At 73.2% G+C, this 17,414-nt stretch carries 12 protein-coding genes; 4 read left to right on the top strand and 8 right to left on the bottom strand.

Annotation, left to right across the window (positions count from 1 at the left end):
- Window positions 1-28 precede the first annotated feature (28 nt).
- Window positions 29-763, bottom strand: a complete 735-nt coding sequence (locus tag ACPXCB_RS26840; RefSeq protein WP_425878505.1) for a TIGR03936 family radical SAM-associated protein — start codon at window positions 761-763, stop codon at window positions 29-31.
- Window positions 764-926: 163 nt separating this feature from the next.
- On the bottom strand, window positions 927-2,912 hold the full coding sequence (locus tag ACPXCB_RS26835; protein ID WP_425878504.1) for a TIGR03960 family B12-binding radical SAM protein: 1,986 nt from the start codon (window positions 2,910-2,912) through the stop codon (window positions 927-929).
- Between the two features lie 636 nt (window positions 2,913-3,548).
- Here ACPXCB_RS26835 and ACPXCB_RS26830 point away from each other — a divergent pair.
- Complete coding sequence (locus ACPXCB_RS26830) at window positions 3,549-4,742, top strand: hypothetical protein (protein WP_425878605.1); 1,194 nt, start codon at window positions 3,549-3,551, stop codon at window positions 4,740-4,742.
- A gap of 67 nt (window positions 4,743-4,809) precedes the next feature.
- Here ACPXCB_RS26830 and ACPXCB_RS26825 read toward each other — a convergent pair whose 3' ends face one another.
- Both ACPXCB_RS26825 and ileS read right to left on the bottom strand, forming a co-directional pair.
- Window positions 4,810-5,505, bottom strand: coding sequence for a lysophospholipid acyltransferase family protein (locus ACPXCB_RS26825; protein WP_421453384.1), 696 nt, complete (start codon window positions 5,503-5,505; stop codon window positions 4,810-4,812).
- Window positions 5,506-5,666: 161 nt separating this feature from the next.
- The gene (gene ileS, locus ACPXCB_RS26820; RefSeq protein WP_425878502.1) at window positions 5,667-8,858 is read right to left on the bottom strand and encodes an isoleucine--tRNA ligase; all 3,192 of its coding nucleotides are present in this window, start codon (window positions 8,856-8,858) and stop codon (window positions 5,667-5,669) included.
- Window positions 8,859-9,337: 479 nt separating this feature from the next.
- Here ileS and ACPXCB_RS26815 point away from each other — a divergent pair, with 479 nt between their 5' ends.
- The gene (locus ACPXCB_RS26815; RefSeq protein WP_425878501.1) at window positions 9,338-9,778 is read left to right on the top strand and encodes a carboxymuconolactone decarboxylase family protein; all 441 of its coding nucleotides are present in this window, start codon (window positions 9,338-9,340) and stop codon (window positions 9,776-9,778) included.
- Window positions 9,779-9,844: 66 nt separating this feature from the next.
- Here ACPXCB_RS26815 and ndk read toward each other — a convergent pair whose 3' ends face one another.
- On the bottom strand, window positions 9,845-10,270 hold the full coding sequence (gene ndk, locus ACPXCB_RS26810) for a nucleoside-diphosphate kinase (protein ID WP_132240451.1): 426 nt from the start codon (window positions 10,268-10,270) through the stop codon (window positions 9,845-9,847).
- Window positions 10,271-10,413: 143 nt separating this feature from the next.
- Between ndk and ACPXCB_RS26805 the strand changes: the two genes are divergently transcribed.
- The gene (locus ACPXCB_RS26805; RefSeq protein ID WP_425878499.1) at window positions 10,414-11,820 is read left to right on the top strand and encodes a VOC family protein; all 1,407 of its coding nucleotides are present in this window, start codon (window positions 10,414-10,416) and stop codon (window positions 11,818-11,820) included.
- Between the two features lie 4 nt (window positions 11,821-11,824).
- Here the strand turns inward: ACPXCB_RS26805 and ACPXCB_RS26800 are convergent, their stop codons facing one another.
- The 3 genes from ACPXCB_RS26800 to ACPXCB_RS26790 are packed head-to-tail and all read right to left on the bottom strand — an operon-like array spanning window position 11,825 to window position 16,262.
- Complete coding sequence (locus tag ACPXCB_RS26800) at window positions 11,825-12,316, bottom strand: DUF4233 domain-containing protein (protein WP_425878497.1); 492 nt, start codon at window positions 12,314-12,316, stop codon at window positions 11,825-11,827.
- Complete coding sequence (locus ACPXCB_RS26795) at window positions 12,313-13,647, bottom strand: bifunctional folylpolyglutamate synthase/dihydrofolate synthase (RefSeq protein WP_425878496.1); 1,335 nt, start codon at window positions 13,645-13,647, stop codon at window positions 12,313-12,315. The genes ACPXCB_RS26800 and ACPXCB_RS26795 overlap by 4 nt, the downstream gene beginning before the upstream one ends.
- Window positions 13,644-16,262, bottom strand: coding sequence for a valine--tRNA ligase (locus ACPXCB_RS26790; protein ID WP_425878495.1), 2,619 nt, complete (start codon window positions 16,260-16,262; stop codon window positions 13,644-13,646). Before ACPXCB_RS26790 ends, ACPXCB_RS26795 begins: the two co-directional genes overlap by 4 nt.
- 69 nt (window positions 16,263-16,331) lie before the next feature.
- Here ACPXCB_RS26790 and ACPXCB_RS26785 point away from each other — a divergent pair, with 69 nt between their 5' ends.
- Window positions 16,332-17,015: a hypothetical protein gene (locus tag ACPXCB_RS26785; RefSeq protein WP_425878493.1), complete on the top strand. Its 684-nt coding sequence runs from the start codon at window positions 16,332-16,334 to the stop codon at window positions 17,013-17,015.
- The last annotated feature ends 399 nt before the right edge of the window (window positions 17,016-17,414 follow it).

Here is a 17,414-nt window from a genome sequence, read left to right as displayed (position 1 = left end):
GTCTGCCTACTTGAACGTCGACCGACGGTCAGCGTTCACCGATGGTTGCCCCGTCGCGGTCCGCTTCCAACGGATCCGCGATCGCATCCTGCGCGGTCAGCGTGCCCTGTGCCAGCCGGATCACCCTCGGCGAGACCGGCGGCTCCAGGTCGGCCACCACGCGGAGGCCGGAAAGGACGTCATCGGGCCGCACGGAGGGGGTGACCTGCCGCACGACCAGTTCGAGTATCGCACACGGTACGGCCGGTGCCCCGGAAGGCGTCTCCGGTGACGCGATCACATCGATGCGGATCACCGCCGCCCGGGCGTCGAAGGTGCGCCGGCCCTGCTTGGTCATCCGCTCGACCAGCACTTCCCCGGCGGCCGTGAAGGCGGAAACCGCCCGTTGCAGGACGGCCGGGTCGACCTCGGGCAGCTCGATGCGCCAGTGCGACGCCTCGATCCGGTCGGCAAGACTCCCGCCGGCGGCCACGACGGCGTCGAGCACGTCGAGACCGGGCGAGAGGGCGGCGTCCAGCGCGGCGCGCAGTTCCGCCGGGTCGACCTGCTCGCGGAGGCCGATCTCCAGGTACTCGGCCTCGCTCGCCACGCCCGTCGGGGCCGCGCTGGCGTACGAGATCTTGGGGTGCGGGGTGAAGCCCTGGGAGAAGGCGATCGGCACGCCCGCCCGGCGCAGCGCCCGTTCGAACGCCCGGGCGAAGTCCCGGTGCGAGGTGAAGCGCAGCGGGCCGCGCTTGGCGTACCGGATCCGGACCCGCTGCACGACGGGTGCCTGGCCGCCCTCTGGCTGTGGTTTCCTACTGATCGTCGTGCTCCTCGTGTCGGAACCGGTTGATCGTGACGGCACTGCTCGCGACTCGCGTGCCGCTGACGATAACCACATGATCAATCCGGCGCACGGCGGGCGCGCCCGCCGTGCGCCGGAGCTACTGCTGGGCGCCGGTGGGGAGCTTCAGACCGTTGATCGGGGTGAGCGGGAGGAGCTTCTTCCCGGTCGGGCCGATCTGGATCTCGGTGTCCATCGACGGGCAGACGCCGCAGTCGAAGCACGGGGTCCACCGGCAGTCGTCCTGCTCGTACTCGCTGAGCGAGTCCTGCCAGTCCTGCCAGAGCCAGTCCTTGTCCAGGCCCGAGTCCAGGTGGTCCCAGGGCAGGACCTCCAGCTCGTCGCGCCGGCGGGTGGTGTACCAGTCGAGGTCGACGCCGAAGGCCGGCAGCACCTCGGTCGCCGCCTCCACCCAGCGCTGGTAGGAGAAGTGCTCGCTCCAGCCGTCGAACCGGCCGCCGTTCTCCCACACCCGCCGGATCACCGCGCCGACCCGCCGGTCACCCCGGCTGAGCAGGCCCTCGATCAGCGACGGCTCGCCGTCGTGGTAGCGGAAGCCGATCGCCCGGCCGAGCGACCGGTCCGCGTTGATCGCCTGCTTGAGCATCCTGAGCCGGCCGTCGATGACCTCCGGCCGCTCCATCGGCGCCCACTGGAACGGGGTGTGCGGCTTCGGCACGAACCCGCCGATGGAGACCGTGCAGCGGATGTCCTTCGAGCCGGTGGCGGCCCGGCCGGCCCGGATCACCTCGTGGGCCATGTCCGCGATCTCGAGGACGTCTTCGTCGGTCTCGGTGGGCAGGCCGCACATGAAGTAGAGCTTCACCTGCCGCCAGCCGTTCGTGTACGCGGTGACGACGGTGCGGATCAGGTCTTCCTTCGACACCATCTTGTTGATGACCTTGCGGATCCGCTCCGACCCGCCCTCGGGGGCGAAGGTCAGGCCGGTGCGCCGGCCGTTGCGGGACAGCTCCTGCGCGAGGTCGATGTTGAACGCGTCGACCCGGGTCGACGGCAGCGAGAGCGAGACGTTGGTGCCCTCGTACTGCTGGGCCAGGCCGGAGCACATGTCGCCGATCTCGGAGTGGTCGGCCGACGACAGCGACAGCAGGCCCACCTCGTGGAAGCCGGAGAACTCCAGCCCCTCCCGCACCATCTGCCCGACGGTGGTGATGGAGCGCTCGCGTACCGGCCGGGTGATCATCCCGGCCTGGCAGAACCGGCAGCCCCGGGTGCAGCCCCGGAAGATCTCCACGGCGTAGCGCTCGTGCACGGTCTCGGCCAGCGGCACCAGGGGCTTCTTCGGGTACGGCCAGGCGTCCAGGTCCATGGTCGTGCGCTTGTGCACCCGGAACGGCACGTCCGCCCGGTTCGGCACGACCCGCTGGATGCGGCCGTCGGGCAGGTAGTCCACGTCGTAGAAGCGCGGCACGTAGACGCTCTCGGTGCGGGCCAGGCGCAGCAGCAGCTCGTCGCGCCCGCCCGGGGAGCCCTCGGCCTTCCATTCCCGCACGATCCCGGTGATCTCCAGGACCGCCTCCTCGCCGTCGCCGAGCACTGCGGCGTCGACGAAGTCGGCGATCGGCTCCGGGTTGAACGCGGCGTGGCCGCCGGCCACGATCACCGGGTCGGCGTCGGTGCGGTCGGCGGCGAGCAGCGGGATGCCGGCCAGGTCGATCGCGGTGAGCAGGTTGGTGTAGCCCAGCTCGGTGGAGAAGGAGACGCCGAAGACGTCGAAGTCGCGCACGGAGCGGTGCGCGTCGACGGTGAACTGCGGCACGCCGTGGGCGCGCATCAGCTTCTCCAGGTCCGGCCAGACCGCGTAGGTCCGCTCGGCGAGCACGTCGGGCAGCTCGTTGAGCACCTCGTAGAGGATCTGCACGCCCTGGTTGGGCAGGCCGACCTCGTAGGCGTCGGGGTACATCAGCGCCCAGCGCACGGCCGCCGCGTCCCAGTCCTTGACCACCGCGCCCAGCTCGCCACCGACGTACTGGATGGGCTTGGTCACCTGGGGCAGCAGCGGCTCGAGCCGGGGCCAGACCGAATTGGCCGCGGCGGGGCGCGGCGTGGTGGACGGGACGCTCATGATGCCCAAGGGTACGCGGCCCGGCGGCGGCCACCGCGCGCACGCCGGTCCCCGCGCTCCCGGGTCGCCGGTCCGCCGCCCCCCTCGGCACGTCGCGGCGCCCGTCCGGCCTTGCGGTACCGGCGACGGAGGTGGCCGGAATCGCCCCGCTGGCGCATCGGTACTAACCTCGGACCGGCGCGAGAGGAGATTGCCGCGATGCCGCAGCCGCAGCCGGGCACGGACCGGCCGGCCGACGGGAGCCCCCCGGGTCAGGACCAGGGTCCGGATCCGGCGGTCACCGAGGAGCCCCCGACCTCCCCCGCAACGCCCGCCCCCGCCGGCGGCACGGGCCCGGAGGGCACCCGTAAGCTGCCCACCGACGACCCCGGGCCGACCGACGGCGGGCAGGACCCGGACGACGCCGGGGCCGACGCCGCGCTACCGGACACGGGTGACGCCACGGCGCCGCACGGCTCGGGCGACGCCGCCGACCGGCCGGACACGGGCGACGCCACCGCGCCGCAGGACGCCGACGACGCCGGGGCCGAGGGCACCCGGGACGCCGGGCCCGGGCGGGTCGCCGGCACCGGCCCGGAGGGCACCCGCCTGCTGCCCGACGACGGCCCGCCGGCCATGGGGCCGCAGGGCACCCGGATGTTCCCCGGCGACGAGCGACCGGCCGTGGGGCCGCAGGGCACCCGGATGTTCTCCCCCGACGAGCTACCGCCCGAACCGCCCGCGCCCCGGTGGAGCGGTTCGGCGGCGGTGCCCCCGCCGAAGCCGCGCAAGCGGGCCTGGGGCGAGTCGGCCGTGATCCCCCCGGTGCCGGCTCCTCCGCCGGCGCCCCCGCCCGAGCAGCCCGCCGAGCACCGCACTCCGGTCGACCCGTGGGCGGGCGCCGACACCGGGGGGTGGGACCTGCCGCCGCCCCCGCCGCCCTCGCCGACGCTGCCCTACCCCGCCGCGCCGTCGCCCAGGCCGTACTCCGGGCCGCCTGCGCCACCCGTGCACTCCCCCGCGCCGCCGGAGCCACCGCGTCCCGCGCCACCGCGTCCCGCGCCGCCGCGGGTCGCGTACCCGGCCGCCCCGCCGCCGTCGGCGTACCCCGTCTCCCCGCCGCCCGCGGCCTATCCCGTCTCCCCGCCGCCGGTCTCCCGGGCGCCCGCCCCGGCCCGCCCGGCGCCACCCCCGCCTGCGCCGCCCGCGCCGCCGAGGCAACGTCGGGCGACGGCGCCGCCGGTCGGCCCGCCACCCGGCCAGCAGGCCCCCAGGGGGTACGCCCCGACGCCCGCCCGCAAGCGCCGCCGCTGGCCGTGGTACCTGCTGCTCATGCTGGCCTGCTGCTGCGGCTGCCCGGCCTACTACGGGGTGCCGATGGCGTCGCAGTACCCGGCCGAGGCCAGCCTGCCGGCCGAGGTGGCCGACCTGCGGCTGCGCGACGACAACACCAGCAAGGCGACCGCCAAGCAGTTGGAGGCGGACGTACGCAAGGCGCACTGGCTGGCCGAGAAGACCTTCGCCGGCGTCTACGCCACGCCCGCCGGCAAGCGGGTGACGGTCTTCGGCGGCACCGGCTTCCGGTTCACCCCGGAGTCCGACGCGGAGGACGAGATCACCCGGCTCACCGGGCAGTACTCCCTCGGCGAGGCCCAGGTGGTCGACACCGGCGTACGCGGCCGGCACCAGCGGTGCGCGGTGGGGCGCGCCGACGGCCAGGACGTGGTGGTGTGCACCTCGGTCGACCATGGCAGCATCGCCACCGCGGTCTTCACCCGGCTCTCCCTCGACGACAGCGCCACCCTGCTCGGCACCCTGCGGGAGCAGATGGTCACGACGAGCCAGAAGTAGCGGCTCCACCGGTTCGGCGCCGCGACGACGGGGCAGCGGCGCGGCTCCGGCCGCCCCGCGCCCGGGCTCAGGCCGGGGCGTCGCCCGGGGTGGCGGAGTGCCCGCGCGGCGGGGCGTAGCGGGGCACGTACTCCTGGCCGGTGAGCTTCTGGATCTCGGCCATGACCTCGTCGGTCATCTCGCGCAGCGACGTGCGGTCGTCCGACCGGCCGGTGAAGTCGAGCGGCTTGCCGAACCGGATGGTGATCTTGGCGCGGCCGGGGCGGGGCACCCGGGTGCCGATGGGCTGGGCCTTGTCGGTGCCGGTCATGCCGACCGGGATGACCGGCACGCCGGCCGCCACCGCCAGCCGGACCGCACCGGTGCGCCCCCGGTAGAGCCGGCCGTCCGGCGACCGGGTCCCTTCCGGATAGACCGCGACCAGGTCGCCGGCCTTGAGCACCGGGATGGCGGCGTCGAACGCGGACAGCGCCGCCCGACCGCCGGCCCGCTCGACCGGGATGGCGCCCAGGCCGGTGAGCACGTGCTTGGAGAGGGCGCCCTTCGGGCCGGTGCCCTTGAAGTACTCCGACTTGGCCCAGAACGCCAGGTGCCGGGGAACCACGGTGCCGAGGAACAGCTCGTCGGCGACCGAGAGGTGGTTGCCCGCGAAGATCGCGCCCCCCGTGTCCGGAATGTGCTCCAACCCCTCCACGGTCGGACGGAAGGCCAGCCGGAGCGCGGGCGCCACGGTGAGCTTGCCGATGGTGTAGAGCAGGGGCACTGGTCCTCCGGCGGAGTGTGTGCGAACAGGCGGTGTCACCGTAACCGACGGGTCCACGCGTCGTCGCCCGGGTGGCGGGTCGACCGCCTGCTGAGCAGGCCTGTCGGGGCAGGTGGGGGCGGTCGGGCGACACTCCGCCGGACCACCCCCGTCTCACCGACTCATACCCTGCGGACGGCCACGGTCACCCGCTCGCCCTCGCCGACCTCCCCGGTGAAACCGTCCACTCCGTCGGCGAAGTCGACGGAGTCGGCCAGCACCTCGCGGGCCACGAAGTCGGTGTACGCGGCCACCGCCGCGCGCACCTCCTCGCCGGCCGACAACGCCACCACGATCCGGTCCGAGACGTCCAGGTCGGCGTCGCGGCGGGCCTGCTGCACCACCCGGACGACGTCCCGGGCCAGCCCCTCGGCGGCCAGCTCGGGGGTGACCTCGGTGTCCAGCACGACCACGCCCTCGCCGCCGGGCAGCGGCGCGGAGTGCTCGGCGTCGGCGGCGACCAGGCGCAGCTCGTACTCGCCCTCGGCGAGGGTGACGCCCGCGGCGACCGGGGCGCCGTCGACCAGCTCCCACTCCCCCGCCTTGACCGCCTTGATGACCTGCTGCACCTGCTTGCCGACCCGGGGGCCGAGCGCGCGGGGCACCACGGTCAGCACCTGCTGGCAGTACGCCGACACCTCGTCGGTGAACTCCACCGCCTTCACGTTGACCTCGTCGGCGACCAGGTCACCGAAGGGCCGCAGCTGCGCCGCGACGGGCGAGGCCACGGTCAGCGTCGACAGCGGCAGCCGCACCCGCAGGCCCTTGGCCTTGCGCAGCGACAGCGCCGCCGAGCAGACCTCCCGGGTGGCGTCCATCGCGGCGACCAGGTCGTGGTCGGCGGGGAACTCCCCGGCGGACGGCCAGTCGGTCAGGTGCACCGACCGCTCGCCGGTCAGGCCGCGCCAGATCTCCTCGGCGGTCAGCGGCGCGAGCGGCGCCACCACCCGGCACAGCGTCTCCAGCACCGTCCACAGCGTGTCGAACGCGTCGGCGTCGCCCGACCAGAACCGGTCCCGGGAGCGCCGCACGTACCAGTTGGTCAGCGCGTCCAGGTAGGACCGGACGGTCACGCAGGCGCCCGAGATGTCGTACGCGTCCATCTGCTCCTGGACCGTCGACACCAGCTCGTTCGTCTTCGCCAGCACGTACCGGTCGAGCAGGTGGGTGCTGGTCGTGTTCCGCTTCGCGGTGTACCCGTCGGCGTTGGCGTAGAGCGAGAAGAAGTACCAGACGTTCCACAGGGGCAGCAGCACCTGCCGGACGGCGTCGCGGATGCCCGGCTCGGTCACGGCCATGTCGCCGCCGCGCAGCACCGGCGAGGACATCAGCATCCAGCGCATCGCGTCCGAGCCGTACGAGTCGAACACGTGGTAGACGTCCGGGTAGTTGCGCAGGCTCTTGGACATCTTGCGCCCGTCGGAGCCGAGCAGGATGCCGTGGCTGAGGCAGTTGCGGAACGCCGGCCGGTCGAACAGCGCGGTGGCCAGCACGTGCATGGTGTAGAACCAGCCGCGGGTCTGCCCGATGTACTCGACGATGAAGTCGCCCGGGTAGTGGTGCTCGAACCAGTCGCGGTTCTCGAACGGGTAGTGCACCTGGGCGAACGGCATCGAGCCGGACTCGAACCAGCAGTCCAGCACCTCCGGCACCCGGCGCATCGTCGACTTCCCCGTCGGGTCGTCCGGGTTGGGGCGGACCAGGTCGTCCACCGCCGGCCGGTGCAGGTCGCTCAGGCGTACGCCGAAGTCCCGCTCGATCTCCTCCAGCGAGCCGTAGACGTCGACCCGCGGGTGGTTCGGGTCGTCGGACTTCCACACCGGGATCGGCGAGCCCCAGAACCGGTTCCGGCTGATCGACCAGTCCCGGGCGTTGGCGAGCCACTTGCCGAACGAGCCGTCCTTGATGTGCCCCGGCGTCCAGTTGATCTGCTGGTTCAGCTCGACCATCCGGTCCTTGAACCGCGTCACCGCGACGAACCACGACGACACCGCCTTGTAGACCAGCGGGGTGTCGCAGCGCCAGCAGTGCGGGTACGAGTGGGTGTAGGTGTCCTGCTTGAGCACCACCCCCCGCTCCTTGAGCTCCCGGATCACCGGCTTGTTGACGTCGAAGACCTGCTCGCCCTCGTACGGCGGCACGAGCGCGGTGAACCGGGTGTGGTCGTCGACCGTGACGATGGTGGGGATGCCGGCCGCGTTGCAGACGTTCTGGTCGTCCTCGCCGAAGGCCGGGGCCAGGTGGACGATCCCGGTGCCGTCCTCGGTGGTGACGAACTCCGCGCCGAGCACCTGGTAGGCGTTCGGGCCGGCCTGCTCGACGAGGAAGTCGAACAGCGGGGTGTAGCGGCGCCCGGCCAGGTCGCGGCCGGAGACGGTGCCGACCTGCTCGTAGCCCTCCAGCTCCTTGGCGTACGCGGCCAGCCGCGCCGCCCCGACCACGTACCGCTGGCCGTCGCGCTCCAGCACGGCGTACTCGATGTCGGGGCCGACGGCGAGCGCCAGGTTGGACGGCAGGGTCCACGGCGTGGTGGTCCAGACGCCGAGGCGCACCGGCCCGCGCACCAGCTCCGGCGCGCTCTCGTCGGGGGTCAGCGCGAACCAGACCGACAGCGTCGGGTCGTGCCGGTCCCGGTAGACGTCGTCCATCCGGGTCTCGGTGTTCGACAGCGGCGTCTCGCAGCGCCAGCAGTACGCCAGCACCCGGAAGCCCTCGTAGACCAGGCCCTTGTCGTGCAGGGTCTTGAAGGCCCACATGACGCTTTCCATGTAGTCCAGGTCGAGGGTCTTGTAGTCGTTGGCGAAGTCGACCCAGCGGGCCTGCCGGGTGACGTAGCGCTCCCAGTCGTGGGTGAACTCCAGCACCGAGGAGCGGCACGCCTCGTTGAACCGGGCCACGCCGAGGTCGAGGATCTCCGCCTTGCTGGTGATGCCGAGCTGCTTCTCGGCGACCACCTCGGCGGGCAGGCCGTGGCAGTCCCAGCCGAAGCGCCGCTCCACCCGCCGGCCGCGCATCGTCTGGTAGCGGGGCACGACGTCCTTCACGTACCCGGTGAGGAGGTGGCCGTAGTGCGGCAGGCCGTTGGCAAACGGCGGGCCGTCGTAGAAGACGTACTCGTTGTCGGCGTCACCCGCGACGCCGCCTCCGGCTGCGTCTCCGGTCTCCGGTCGCCGGCCGGAGGCCGGCCGGGCCTCGACGGAGGCCTCGAAGGTCTTGTCGGCCGTCCAGTGCTCCAGGACCCGGCGCTCGACCGCGGGCAGGTCCGGGCTGGCCGGGACGCCGGCGGCGGTCGGTTCGTGCAACGGATAGACCATCGGGGGTCGCTCTCCTCGCGCAGCTCACTGTCGTGTGGGTCTGCGAGGACGAACCTTCTCGGGTACGCCTCGACGGCGCCCCCGGGCAGGCCCGCGGTACCACCCCGCTTGGCGGCCAGGATCGACCGCCCGCTCGTTGGCCGGCTGTGACGGGCCGGACCCGTCCGGTTCTACTGGGCCGGGGTGAGCCGGCTGTTCTTCCGGAGGCTCACCGGTGATGGCCGGGTCATCGCCTTACGACCGCCAAGGTTACCCGACCACGCACGAAGATCGCCGCCGAGTAAACCCGCCGGTGACCGGTTGCCCAGGGTGCCGGGGTGATCCGGATCAGGTGGGACGAGCCGACGCCGGCGCGCACCCGGATCGCGATCAGCCTCGGCGTCGGGCGGCGTGACCGGGCTCACGTCCGCCGGTGTCACGCCGCGCCTGCGCGCACCGTCGGATGGGTGTCAACACAGACCCGACCGAGGAGGGCCGTCATGCAACGGATCAACGTGGCCGAGGTGGCACCGCAGGCGTACCAGGCCGTGCTGGGGCTGGAGAAGTACGTCCGGGCGAACGTCGGGCACACCGTGCTGGCGCTGGTGAAGCTGCGGGCGTCGATGCTGAACGGCTGCGCGTTCTGCGTCGACATGCACAGCCGGGACGCGCTGGCGTCGGGCGAGTCGGACCGGCGGCTCTTCGCCGTCGCCACCTGGCGGGAGGCGCCCTTCTTCGACGAGCGGGAGCGGACCGCGCTGGCGCTCACCGACGCGGTGACCCGGCTCGGCGAGCACGGCGTGCCGGACGACGTCTGGGACGCGGCGGCGAAGGTGTGGTCCGAGAAGGAACTCGCCGACCTGCTGATGGCGATCGCCACCATCAACGTGTGGAACCGGATCGCCGTGACCTGCCGCACCGACCTCCCCACGGACGTGTGACGGTCCGCGACGCGACGCAGGCGGCCGGTGCGCGCGACGCGCACCGGCCCCGCGACGGCGGGTGCGTCAGACCAGCTCGGGGAACCAGAGCGCGATCTCGCGCTTCGCGCTGTCCGGCGAGTCGGAGGCGTGCACCAGGTTCTCGCGGTTGGACAGGGAGAGGTCGCCGCGGATCGTGCCGGCCGCCGCCCGACGCCCGTCGGTCGCGCCGACGAGCCCGCGCACCACGTCGATGACCTGGTCGCCGGAGAGCACCAGCGCCACCAGCGGGCCGCCGGTCATGAAGTCCTTCAGCGGCGGGTAGAACGGCTTGTCGACGTGCTCGGCGTAGTGCTCGTCGGCCAGCGCGGCGTCCATCGTCCGGGACACCATCGCGTCGATCCGCAGCCCCTTGCGCTCGAAGCGGGAGATCACCTCGCCGACCAGCCCGCGGCGGACCGCGTCGGGCTTGATCAGTACGAGGGTGCGCTCATCGGGGCTGCTGCTGGACACGCTGGGTTCCTCCTGTGCGCGGAAGACGGTCGGGCTGGGTACGGTCAGCCTAGCGACCCGGTCCCGGCACCGGCGCGGCGGCCGGTCCTTCCTCCGGCAGCCGATCCGGCCTAGCCTGGCCCTTGACCCTCGGGAGGTCCACTGTGGCGAATGGCGGGAATCGGCCCATCGCACCGGTACGCAAGCTGATCGCCGCGGTGCTGGGCACCGTGGCCACCTTCGTCGTCCTCTTCGGCCTCGGCATGACGAGCTGGGCGATCGTGGCGCTCGGCGTCGCCCTGCTGGTGCTGGCCATCGCGCTGGCCACGGTGCGCGGGGGCGGTCGCACCTGGGTGATCGGCGAAGGGCACGTGCACAGCGCCTCCGAGCCGCCCACCCAGTACGCCTTCGGCCGCTGCGAACTCCAGCTGGTGATCGACGCCCCGGGGCTGCCGCCCCGGTCCAAGAAGATCATCGAGCCGCGGGTGCCGGTGGCGAAGTGGCCGTCGCTGGGCCAGACGCTGCCGATCCGGGTGGCCCTGGACGACCAGCGCCACGTCCGGGTGCTCTGGGACGACGTGCCCACCCACGCGGAGACCGCCGCCGCCGTCGCGGCCGACCTGCCGCCCGAGTACGCGGGCACCGAGCCGCTGGACGACGTGCTGATCCAGCAGGAGGCCCCGCCGTGGGCGGACCGGGCGCCGGACGACGACTTCCGGGACGACTACCGCGACGACTACCGCGACGACTTCCGGGCGCCGGTGGGCGATCCGCTGGGCGACCCCGTCGGGGATCCGCTGGGCGATCCGCTCGGTGGGGACCGGGTCGGGCGGCCCGAGGAGCGCGAGCCCGTCGTGATGCACCAGCGTCCGGGTGGGCCGGTCGTGCTGGAGGGCACGCTCGTCGAGCAGCCCACCACCGGCACCCTGCCGCGCCGGGCCACCCCGACGCCCCGCCCGCCCGCCGAGGAGCGGTTCGACGCGCCCGGCGAGCGCCTCGACCCGTCCGCGCCGGCGGATCCGCTCGACCTGCCCCTGGACGATCCCGCCCCGCCGCGCGACCGGGTCCGCGACGACCGGGTCCGCGACGACCGGATCAGCCCGGAGGAACTGGACGAGGCGATCTTCGGCCCGGGCCCGGCGACCGACGCCGACGACGAGGCCGGGGAGACCGCGGCGGCCGGCGACGAGGCCGGGGCACCGATCGCCGGCGTGGGGCTGACCCTGCTGGTCACCGACCTGCCCCGCTCGCTGGACTTCTACCGCGACCTGGGCTTCGCCGAGGTCGACCGGGGCTCCGGCAACGCGGTCCTCTCCTCCGGGACGACCCGCCTGGTGCTGCGCGAGGTGACCGAGGCGGCGCCGATCAGCCGCCGGCTGGTGCACGTCAACCTCGAGGTCGACGACATCGGCTCCGCCTACGAGCGGCTGCGCGGCACGGGCGTCCGGTTCACGTACGCCCCCCGGGTGGTCAACCGGGGCACGAAGCTGGAGGTGTGGGCGGCGGCGTTCCGCGACCCGGACGGCCACGGCATCGCCCTCACCCAGTGGCGGGAACGCGCCGAGGCCTGACCCGTCAGCCCAGGATGACCCGGCGCACGTGCAGGGCGTAGCCCCACACCAGGGCGAAGACGACGCCCAGCACCAGCAGCGACCAGTGCAGCAGGCCGGCCAGCATGAGCAGTCCCTGCAGGGCGGTGCCGGCGTGCCAGGCCCACGGCCGGCGCATCATGCCGGCGAGCAGCACCGCCGCCACGGCCAGCGCCACCACGGCCCCGATCGCGGCGCCGCCCAGGTCGCCGCCGACCATCCGGATCGGCTGGATGGCCAGCACCAGCACCAGCGCCTCCAGGCTGAGCGTGCCGGCGCCGAGACCCCGTACCGCCCGCTCCGGGTTGCGCAGCCCGGAGCGGCGCGGCGGGTGCCCTGCGGGGTTGCCGGCGGCCGTCCGGACCGCGCCGTCGTCAGGGGTGCCGTCCGGCGTGCCGGCGGGGAGGTCGCCGGGGAGCCCGTCGGGTGCCCCGGTCGGGCGGTCGTCGCCCGCGGGGGCGCTTTGCGGCCCGGTCATCGCTTCAGCAGCCGACGGGCGTCGGCCACGGTCACCACCGAACCCGTGACCAGCACCCCGACCCCACTCAGCTCCCCCGGTACGTCCTCCTCGGCCATCGCCACCGCCGTCTCGATCGCGTCCGGCATCTCCTCGGCCACCTCCACCCGCTCCGGTCCGAAGACCTCGGCCGCCAGCTCGGCCAGTTCCCGGGCCGGCAGCGCCCGCGGCGAGCTGTTAGTGGTCACCACGACCTGGTCGACCACCGGCTCCAGCAGCTCCAGCAGGCTGGCCGCGTCCTTGTCGGCGAGGACGCCGACCACCGCGACCAGCTTGCTGAAGGCGAACTCCTCCTGGAGCGCCGTTACCGTGGCGGCCATCCCGTGCGGGTTGTGCGCCCCGTCGAGCAGGATCGTGGGCGCGCTGCGTACGCGCTCCAGCCGGCCGGGCGAGCTGGCGGTGGCGAAGCCCTCCCGGACCGCCTCGACGTCGAGCTGCCGCTTGGCCCCGGCGCCGAGGAACGCCTCGACCGCCGCCAGCGCCACCGCCGCGTTCTGCGCCTGGTGGGCGCCGTGCAGCGGGATGAAGACCTCCTCGTAGACGCCGCCGAGACCCTGGAGGGTGAGCACCTGCCCGCCGACGGCAACGGCCCGCCGGAGCACCCCGAACTCGGCGCCCTCCCGGGCGATGGTCGCGCCGACCTCGGCGCAGCGTTCCAGGATCGGCCCGGCGGCCTCCTCCTCCTGCGCCGCGGAGATCACCGTCGCGCCCTTGTGGATGATCCCCGCCTTGGCCAGTGCGATGTCCTGGATGGTGTCGCCGAGCCACTCGGTGTGGTCCAGCCCGACCGGGGTGAGCACGCACACCCCGGCCTGGATCACGTTGGTCGCGTCCTCGGCGCCGCCCAGACCCACCTCGACCACCGCCACGTCGACCGGGGCGTCGGCGAACGCGGCGAAGGCCAGCGCGGTCGTCAGGTCGAAGTACGTCAGCGGCTCCGCCGAGCGCTCGTCGACCAGTCGGGCCAGCGGCTCGATCTCCCGGTACGTGGCGGCGAACCGCCCCTCGTCCACCGGCTCGCCGTCCAGGCTGATCCGCTCCCGGACGCTCTCCAGGTGCGGGCTGGTGTAGCGGCCGGTGTGCAGCCCGAACGCCCGCAGCAGCGAGTCGATCATCCGGGCCGTGGAGGTCTTGCCGTTGGTGCCGGTCAGGTGGATCGACGGGTACGCCCGCTGCGGGCTGCCGAGCAGGTCCAGCAGCGACTCGATCTTGTCCAGCTCGAAGGCCATGCGGGTGAACCCGCGTTCGGCCAGCTCGGCCTCGACGGCGGCGAAATCGGTGCGGTCGGTCACGAGGGCAGCGCCTCCAGAGCAGCGTCGATGCGGACGAGGTCGGCCTCGGCGACGGCGAGCCGGTCGCGGATCTTGGCGACCACCGGCTCCGGCGCCTTGTCGACGAACGCCGGGTTGCCGAGCTTCGCCCGGGCCTGCGCGGCCTCCTTCTCGGCGGCGGCCCGGTCCTTGGTCAGCCGGGCCCGCTCGGCGGCCACGTCGATCGTCCCCCGGGTGTCCAGGGCCACGCTGACCTCGCCGGGCATGGCGAGCGTCGCGCTGGCCTGGAAGCCGTCGCCGGCCGCGTCGAGGCGCACCAGCGACCGGATCAGCGGCTCGTGCGCGGCGATGCCGGCGGCGGCCAGGCCGTCGAGCCGCGCCGCGACCCGCTGCGTCGGGCGCAGCCCCTGGTCCGAGCGGAACCGCCGGATCTCGGTCACCACCCGCTGGAGGGTGCCGACCTCGACCTCCGCGGCGTCGTCGACTCCGGTACGGTCGGCCACCGGCCAGGCGGCAGTCATCACCGTCTCGCCGCCGGTGAGCGCGGTCCACAGTTCCTCGGTGACGAACGGGATCACCGGGTGCAGCAGCCGCAGCAGCTGGTCCAGCACGTGCCCGAGCACCCGGCGGGTCGCCTCGGCGGCCGGGCCGCCCTCGGCGAGCACCGGCTTGGTCAGCTCCACGTACCAGTCGCAGACGTCGTCCCAGGCGAAGTGGTAGAGCAGGTCGCAGACCTTCGCGAACTCGTACGCCTCGAACTGCTCGTCCACGGCGGCGGTGACGTGCGCCAGCCGGGACAGGATCCACCGGTCGACGGTCGACAGCGTGTCGGCCCCCGGCAGTGGCCCCTCGGTGTGCGCGCCGTTGAGCAGCGCGAAGCGGGTGGCGTTCCACAGCTTGTTGCAGAAGTTGCGGGAGCCCTGGCACCAGTCCTCGCTGACCGGCACGTCCCCGCCCGGGTTGGCGCCCCGGGCCAGGGTGAACCGGGTGGCGTCGGCGCCGTACCGGTCGATCCAGTCCAGCGGGTCGACCACGTTGCCGAACGACTTGGACATCTTCTTGCCGTGCTGGTCGCGGACCATGCCGTGCAGGGCCACCGTGTGGAACGGCGGCCGGCCGTCCATCGCGTACAGGCCGAACATCATCATCCGGGCGACCCAGAAGAAGAGGATGTCGTAGCCGGTGACCAGCACACTGGTCGGGTAGAACTTCGCCAGGTCGGGAGTCTGCTCCGGCCAGCCGAGCGTGGAGAACGGCCACAGGCCGCTGGAGAACCAGGTGTCCAGGACGTCCTCGTCCTGGTGCCAGCACTCGCCGCCCGGCGGCTCCTCGTCCGGGCCGACGCAGACGATCTCGCCGTCCGGGCCGTACCAGACGGGAATGCGGTGACCCCACCAGAGCTGGCGGGAGATGCACCAGTCGTGCATGTTGTCGACCCAGGCGAAGTACCGCTTGGCCAGCTCCGCCGGCTCGATCTTCACCCGGCCGTCGCGCACCGCGTCGCCGGCGGCCTCGGCCAGCGGGGCGGTGTTGACGAACCACTGGAGCGACAGCCGCGGCTCGACGGTCGTCCGGCACCGGGAGCAGTGCCCCACCGCGTGCACGTACGGCCGCTTCTCGGCGACGATCCGGCCCTGCTCGCGCAGCGCGGCGACGATCGCGGGGCGGGCCTCGTACCGGTCCAGGCCCTGGAACGGGCCGTGCGCGGTGATGACGCCCCGCTCGTCCATGATCGTCAGCGACGGCAGGTCGTGCCGCTGGCCGATCTCGAAGTCGTTCGGGTCGTGCGCGGGCGTCACCTTGACCATGCCGGTGCCGAAGCTCGGGTCGACGTGCTCGTCGGCCACGATCGGGATCCGCCGGTCGGTCAACGGCACGGCCACCTCGGTGCCGATCAGGTGCCGGTAGCGCTCGTCGTCCGGGTGGACGGCGACCGCGGTGTCACCGAGCATCGTCTCGGCCCGGGTGGTGGCGACCACGACGTCGTCGCTGTACCGGATCGAGATCAGCTCGCCGTCGTCGTCGGTGTGCTCCACCTCGATGTCCGACAGCGCGGTCAGGCAGCGCGGACACCAGTTGATGATCCGGTTGGCCCGGTAGATCAGCCCATCGTCGTAGAGCTTCTTGAACATGGTCTGGACGGCCCGGGACAGGCCCTCGTCCATGGTGAAGCGCTCACGGTCCCAGTCGACGGAGTCGCCGAGGCGGCGCATCTGGCCGAGGATCGCGCCGCCGGACTCGGCCTTCCACTGCCACACCCGCTCGACGAACTTCTCCCGGCCCAGGTCGTGCCGGGACAGGCCCTGGCCGGCGAGCTGCCGCTCGACCACGTTCTGGGTGGCGATCCCGGCGTGGTCCATGCCCGGCAGCCACAGCGCCTCGTGGCCCTGCATCCTCTTGCGCCGCACCAGCGCGTCCTGGACGGTGTGGTCCAGCGCGTGGCCCATGTGCAGGGAGCCGGTGACGTTGGGCGGCGGGATGACGATGGTGAAGGGGGGCTTGTCGCTGTCCGCCGACGCCCGGAAGTGGCCGGCGGCTACCCACTGCTCGTACCGTCGCTGCTCCACCTCGCCGGGCTGGTACTGGCCGGCAAGGGTCGGGGCGTCGGGGCGTCGGGCATCCAGTCTCTCGGTCACCCTGAAAGTCTACGGAGCGCTTCCCGGGACCCGACGTGCGCCACCTGCCGTTCGCGTACGGTGTCGGCTATGTCCGACGCACATCTCACCGATCGCCCCGTCGCCGACGGGCCCGAACCGATCGACCTGACCGACGAGCCCATCCAGCTCAGCAACCGGGACCCGGAGAGCGCCCCGGAGCGGCGGGGGACGTGGTCGGGGCGCCGGCGGGTGGCGTGGGCCGTGGCGGCGGTGGTCGGGCTCGCGGGGGCCGCGGTGCTCGGCACGGCCGGCTGGCGGGTCGCCCAGCAGAAGGACGCCGATCTGGCCACCCCGGACCGGGTGGCGGGCCTCGTACGCGACGACAGCGACCGGGCCCGCAGCACCTCCGACTACCTGCGCAGCGGGTTCGCCGCCGACATCGACCTGGACAGCAGCTTCGGCACCGTCTACCGGGATCCCGCCGACGACAAGCGCTCGGTGCTCGTCTTCGGCGGGACGACCCTGCTCTGGCAGCCGGAGCGGGACCTGGACAGCCTCTTCGGCCTGCTGACCGACGAGACCGGCAAGGTGACGGGGCTGCGCGAGGTGCCCGCCGGGCGCTTCGGCGGCGTGATGAAGTGCGGCACCACCAGCGGCGACGGCGGCGACTTCGCGGTCTGCGGGTGGGCCGACCACGGCAGCGTCGTGATGGCGATGTTCCCGGGTCGCTCCGTCGACGACTCCGGCGGGCTGTTCCGCGTCATGCGCGAGGAGATCCAGACCCGAGGCTGACGCTCTGGCGGCCCGGCCCGAGTCCAGATGGGTGCGGCCCCGAGCCCAAGTGAGGCGGGCGGTGTCCAAGTGAGGCGGGCGGTGTCCAGGTGGTGCGGGCGGTGTCCAGGTGGTGCGGGCGGAGTGCAGGTGGTGCGGGCGGAGCGTCCCCGGCTCCTGGCGGGGAACCCGCGGCCTGCCCTGAAACGATTCCGCCGCTCGATCGGCCCTGCTCCGGTCCCGGGGGATCCGGCTTGCGGCCTCCGGCCCCCCGCAGGGTTCGGCTCTCGGCCACGCCAAAATGGGCCGTAACGCAGTTCAGGGCCACCCCGAAAAGGGGTGGCCCTGAACTGAAAGATTGTCCGGCGGTGTCCTACTCTCCCACACCCTCCCGAGTGCAGTACCATCGGCGCTGGAGGG

Origin of the sequence: Micromonospora sp. DT62, from assembly GCF_049847285.1 — a bacterium.
Lineage (GTDB): Bacteria > Actinomycetota > Actinomycetes > Mycobacteriales > Micromonosporaceae > Micromonospora > Micromonospora reichwaldensis.
This window is presented reverse-complemented; position numbering and strand designations above follow the sequence as displayed.

What these genes read in the sequence shown, in the direction of transcription:
- ileS (WP_425878502.1), bottom strand. Translation starts at nt 8,858, where the DNA reads ATGGTCTATCCGTTGCACGAACCGACCGCCGCCGGCGTCCCGGCCAGC.
- ACPXCB_RS26835 (WP_425878504.1), bottom strand. Translation starts at nt 2,912, where the DNA reads ATGAGCGTCCCGTCCACCACGCCGCGCCCCGCCGCGGCCAATTCGGTC.
- ACPXCB_RS26815 (WP_425878501.1), top strand. Translation starts at nt 9,338, where the DNA reads ATGCAACGGATCAACGTGGCCGAGGTGGCACCGCAGGCGTACCAGGCC.
- ACPXCB_RS26785 (WP_425878493.1), top strand. Translation starts at nt 16,332, where the DNA reads ATGTCCGACGCACATCTCACCGATCGCCCCGTCGCCGACGGGCCCGAA.
- ACPXCB_RS26830 (WP_425878605.1), top strand. Translation starts at nt 3,549, where the DNA reads ATGTTCCCCGGCGACGAGCGACCGGCCGTGGGGCCGCAGGGCACCCGG.
- ACPXCB_RS26800 (WP_425878497.1), bottom strand. Translation starts at nt 12,316, where the DNA reads ATGACCGGGCCGCAAAGCGCCCCCGCGGGCGACGACCGCCCGACCGGG.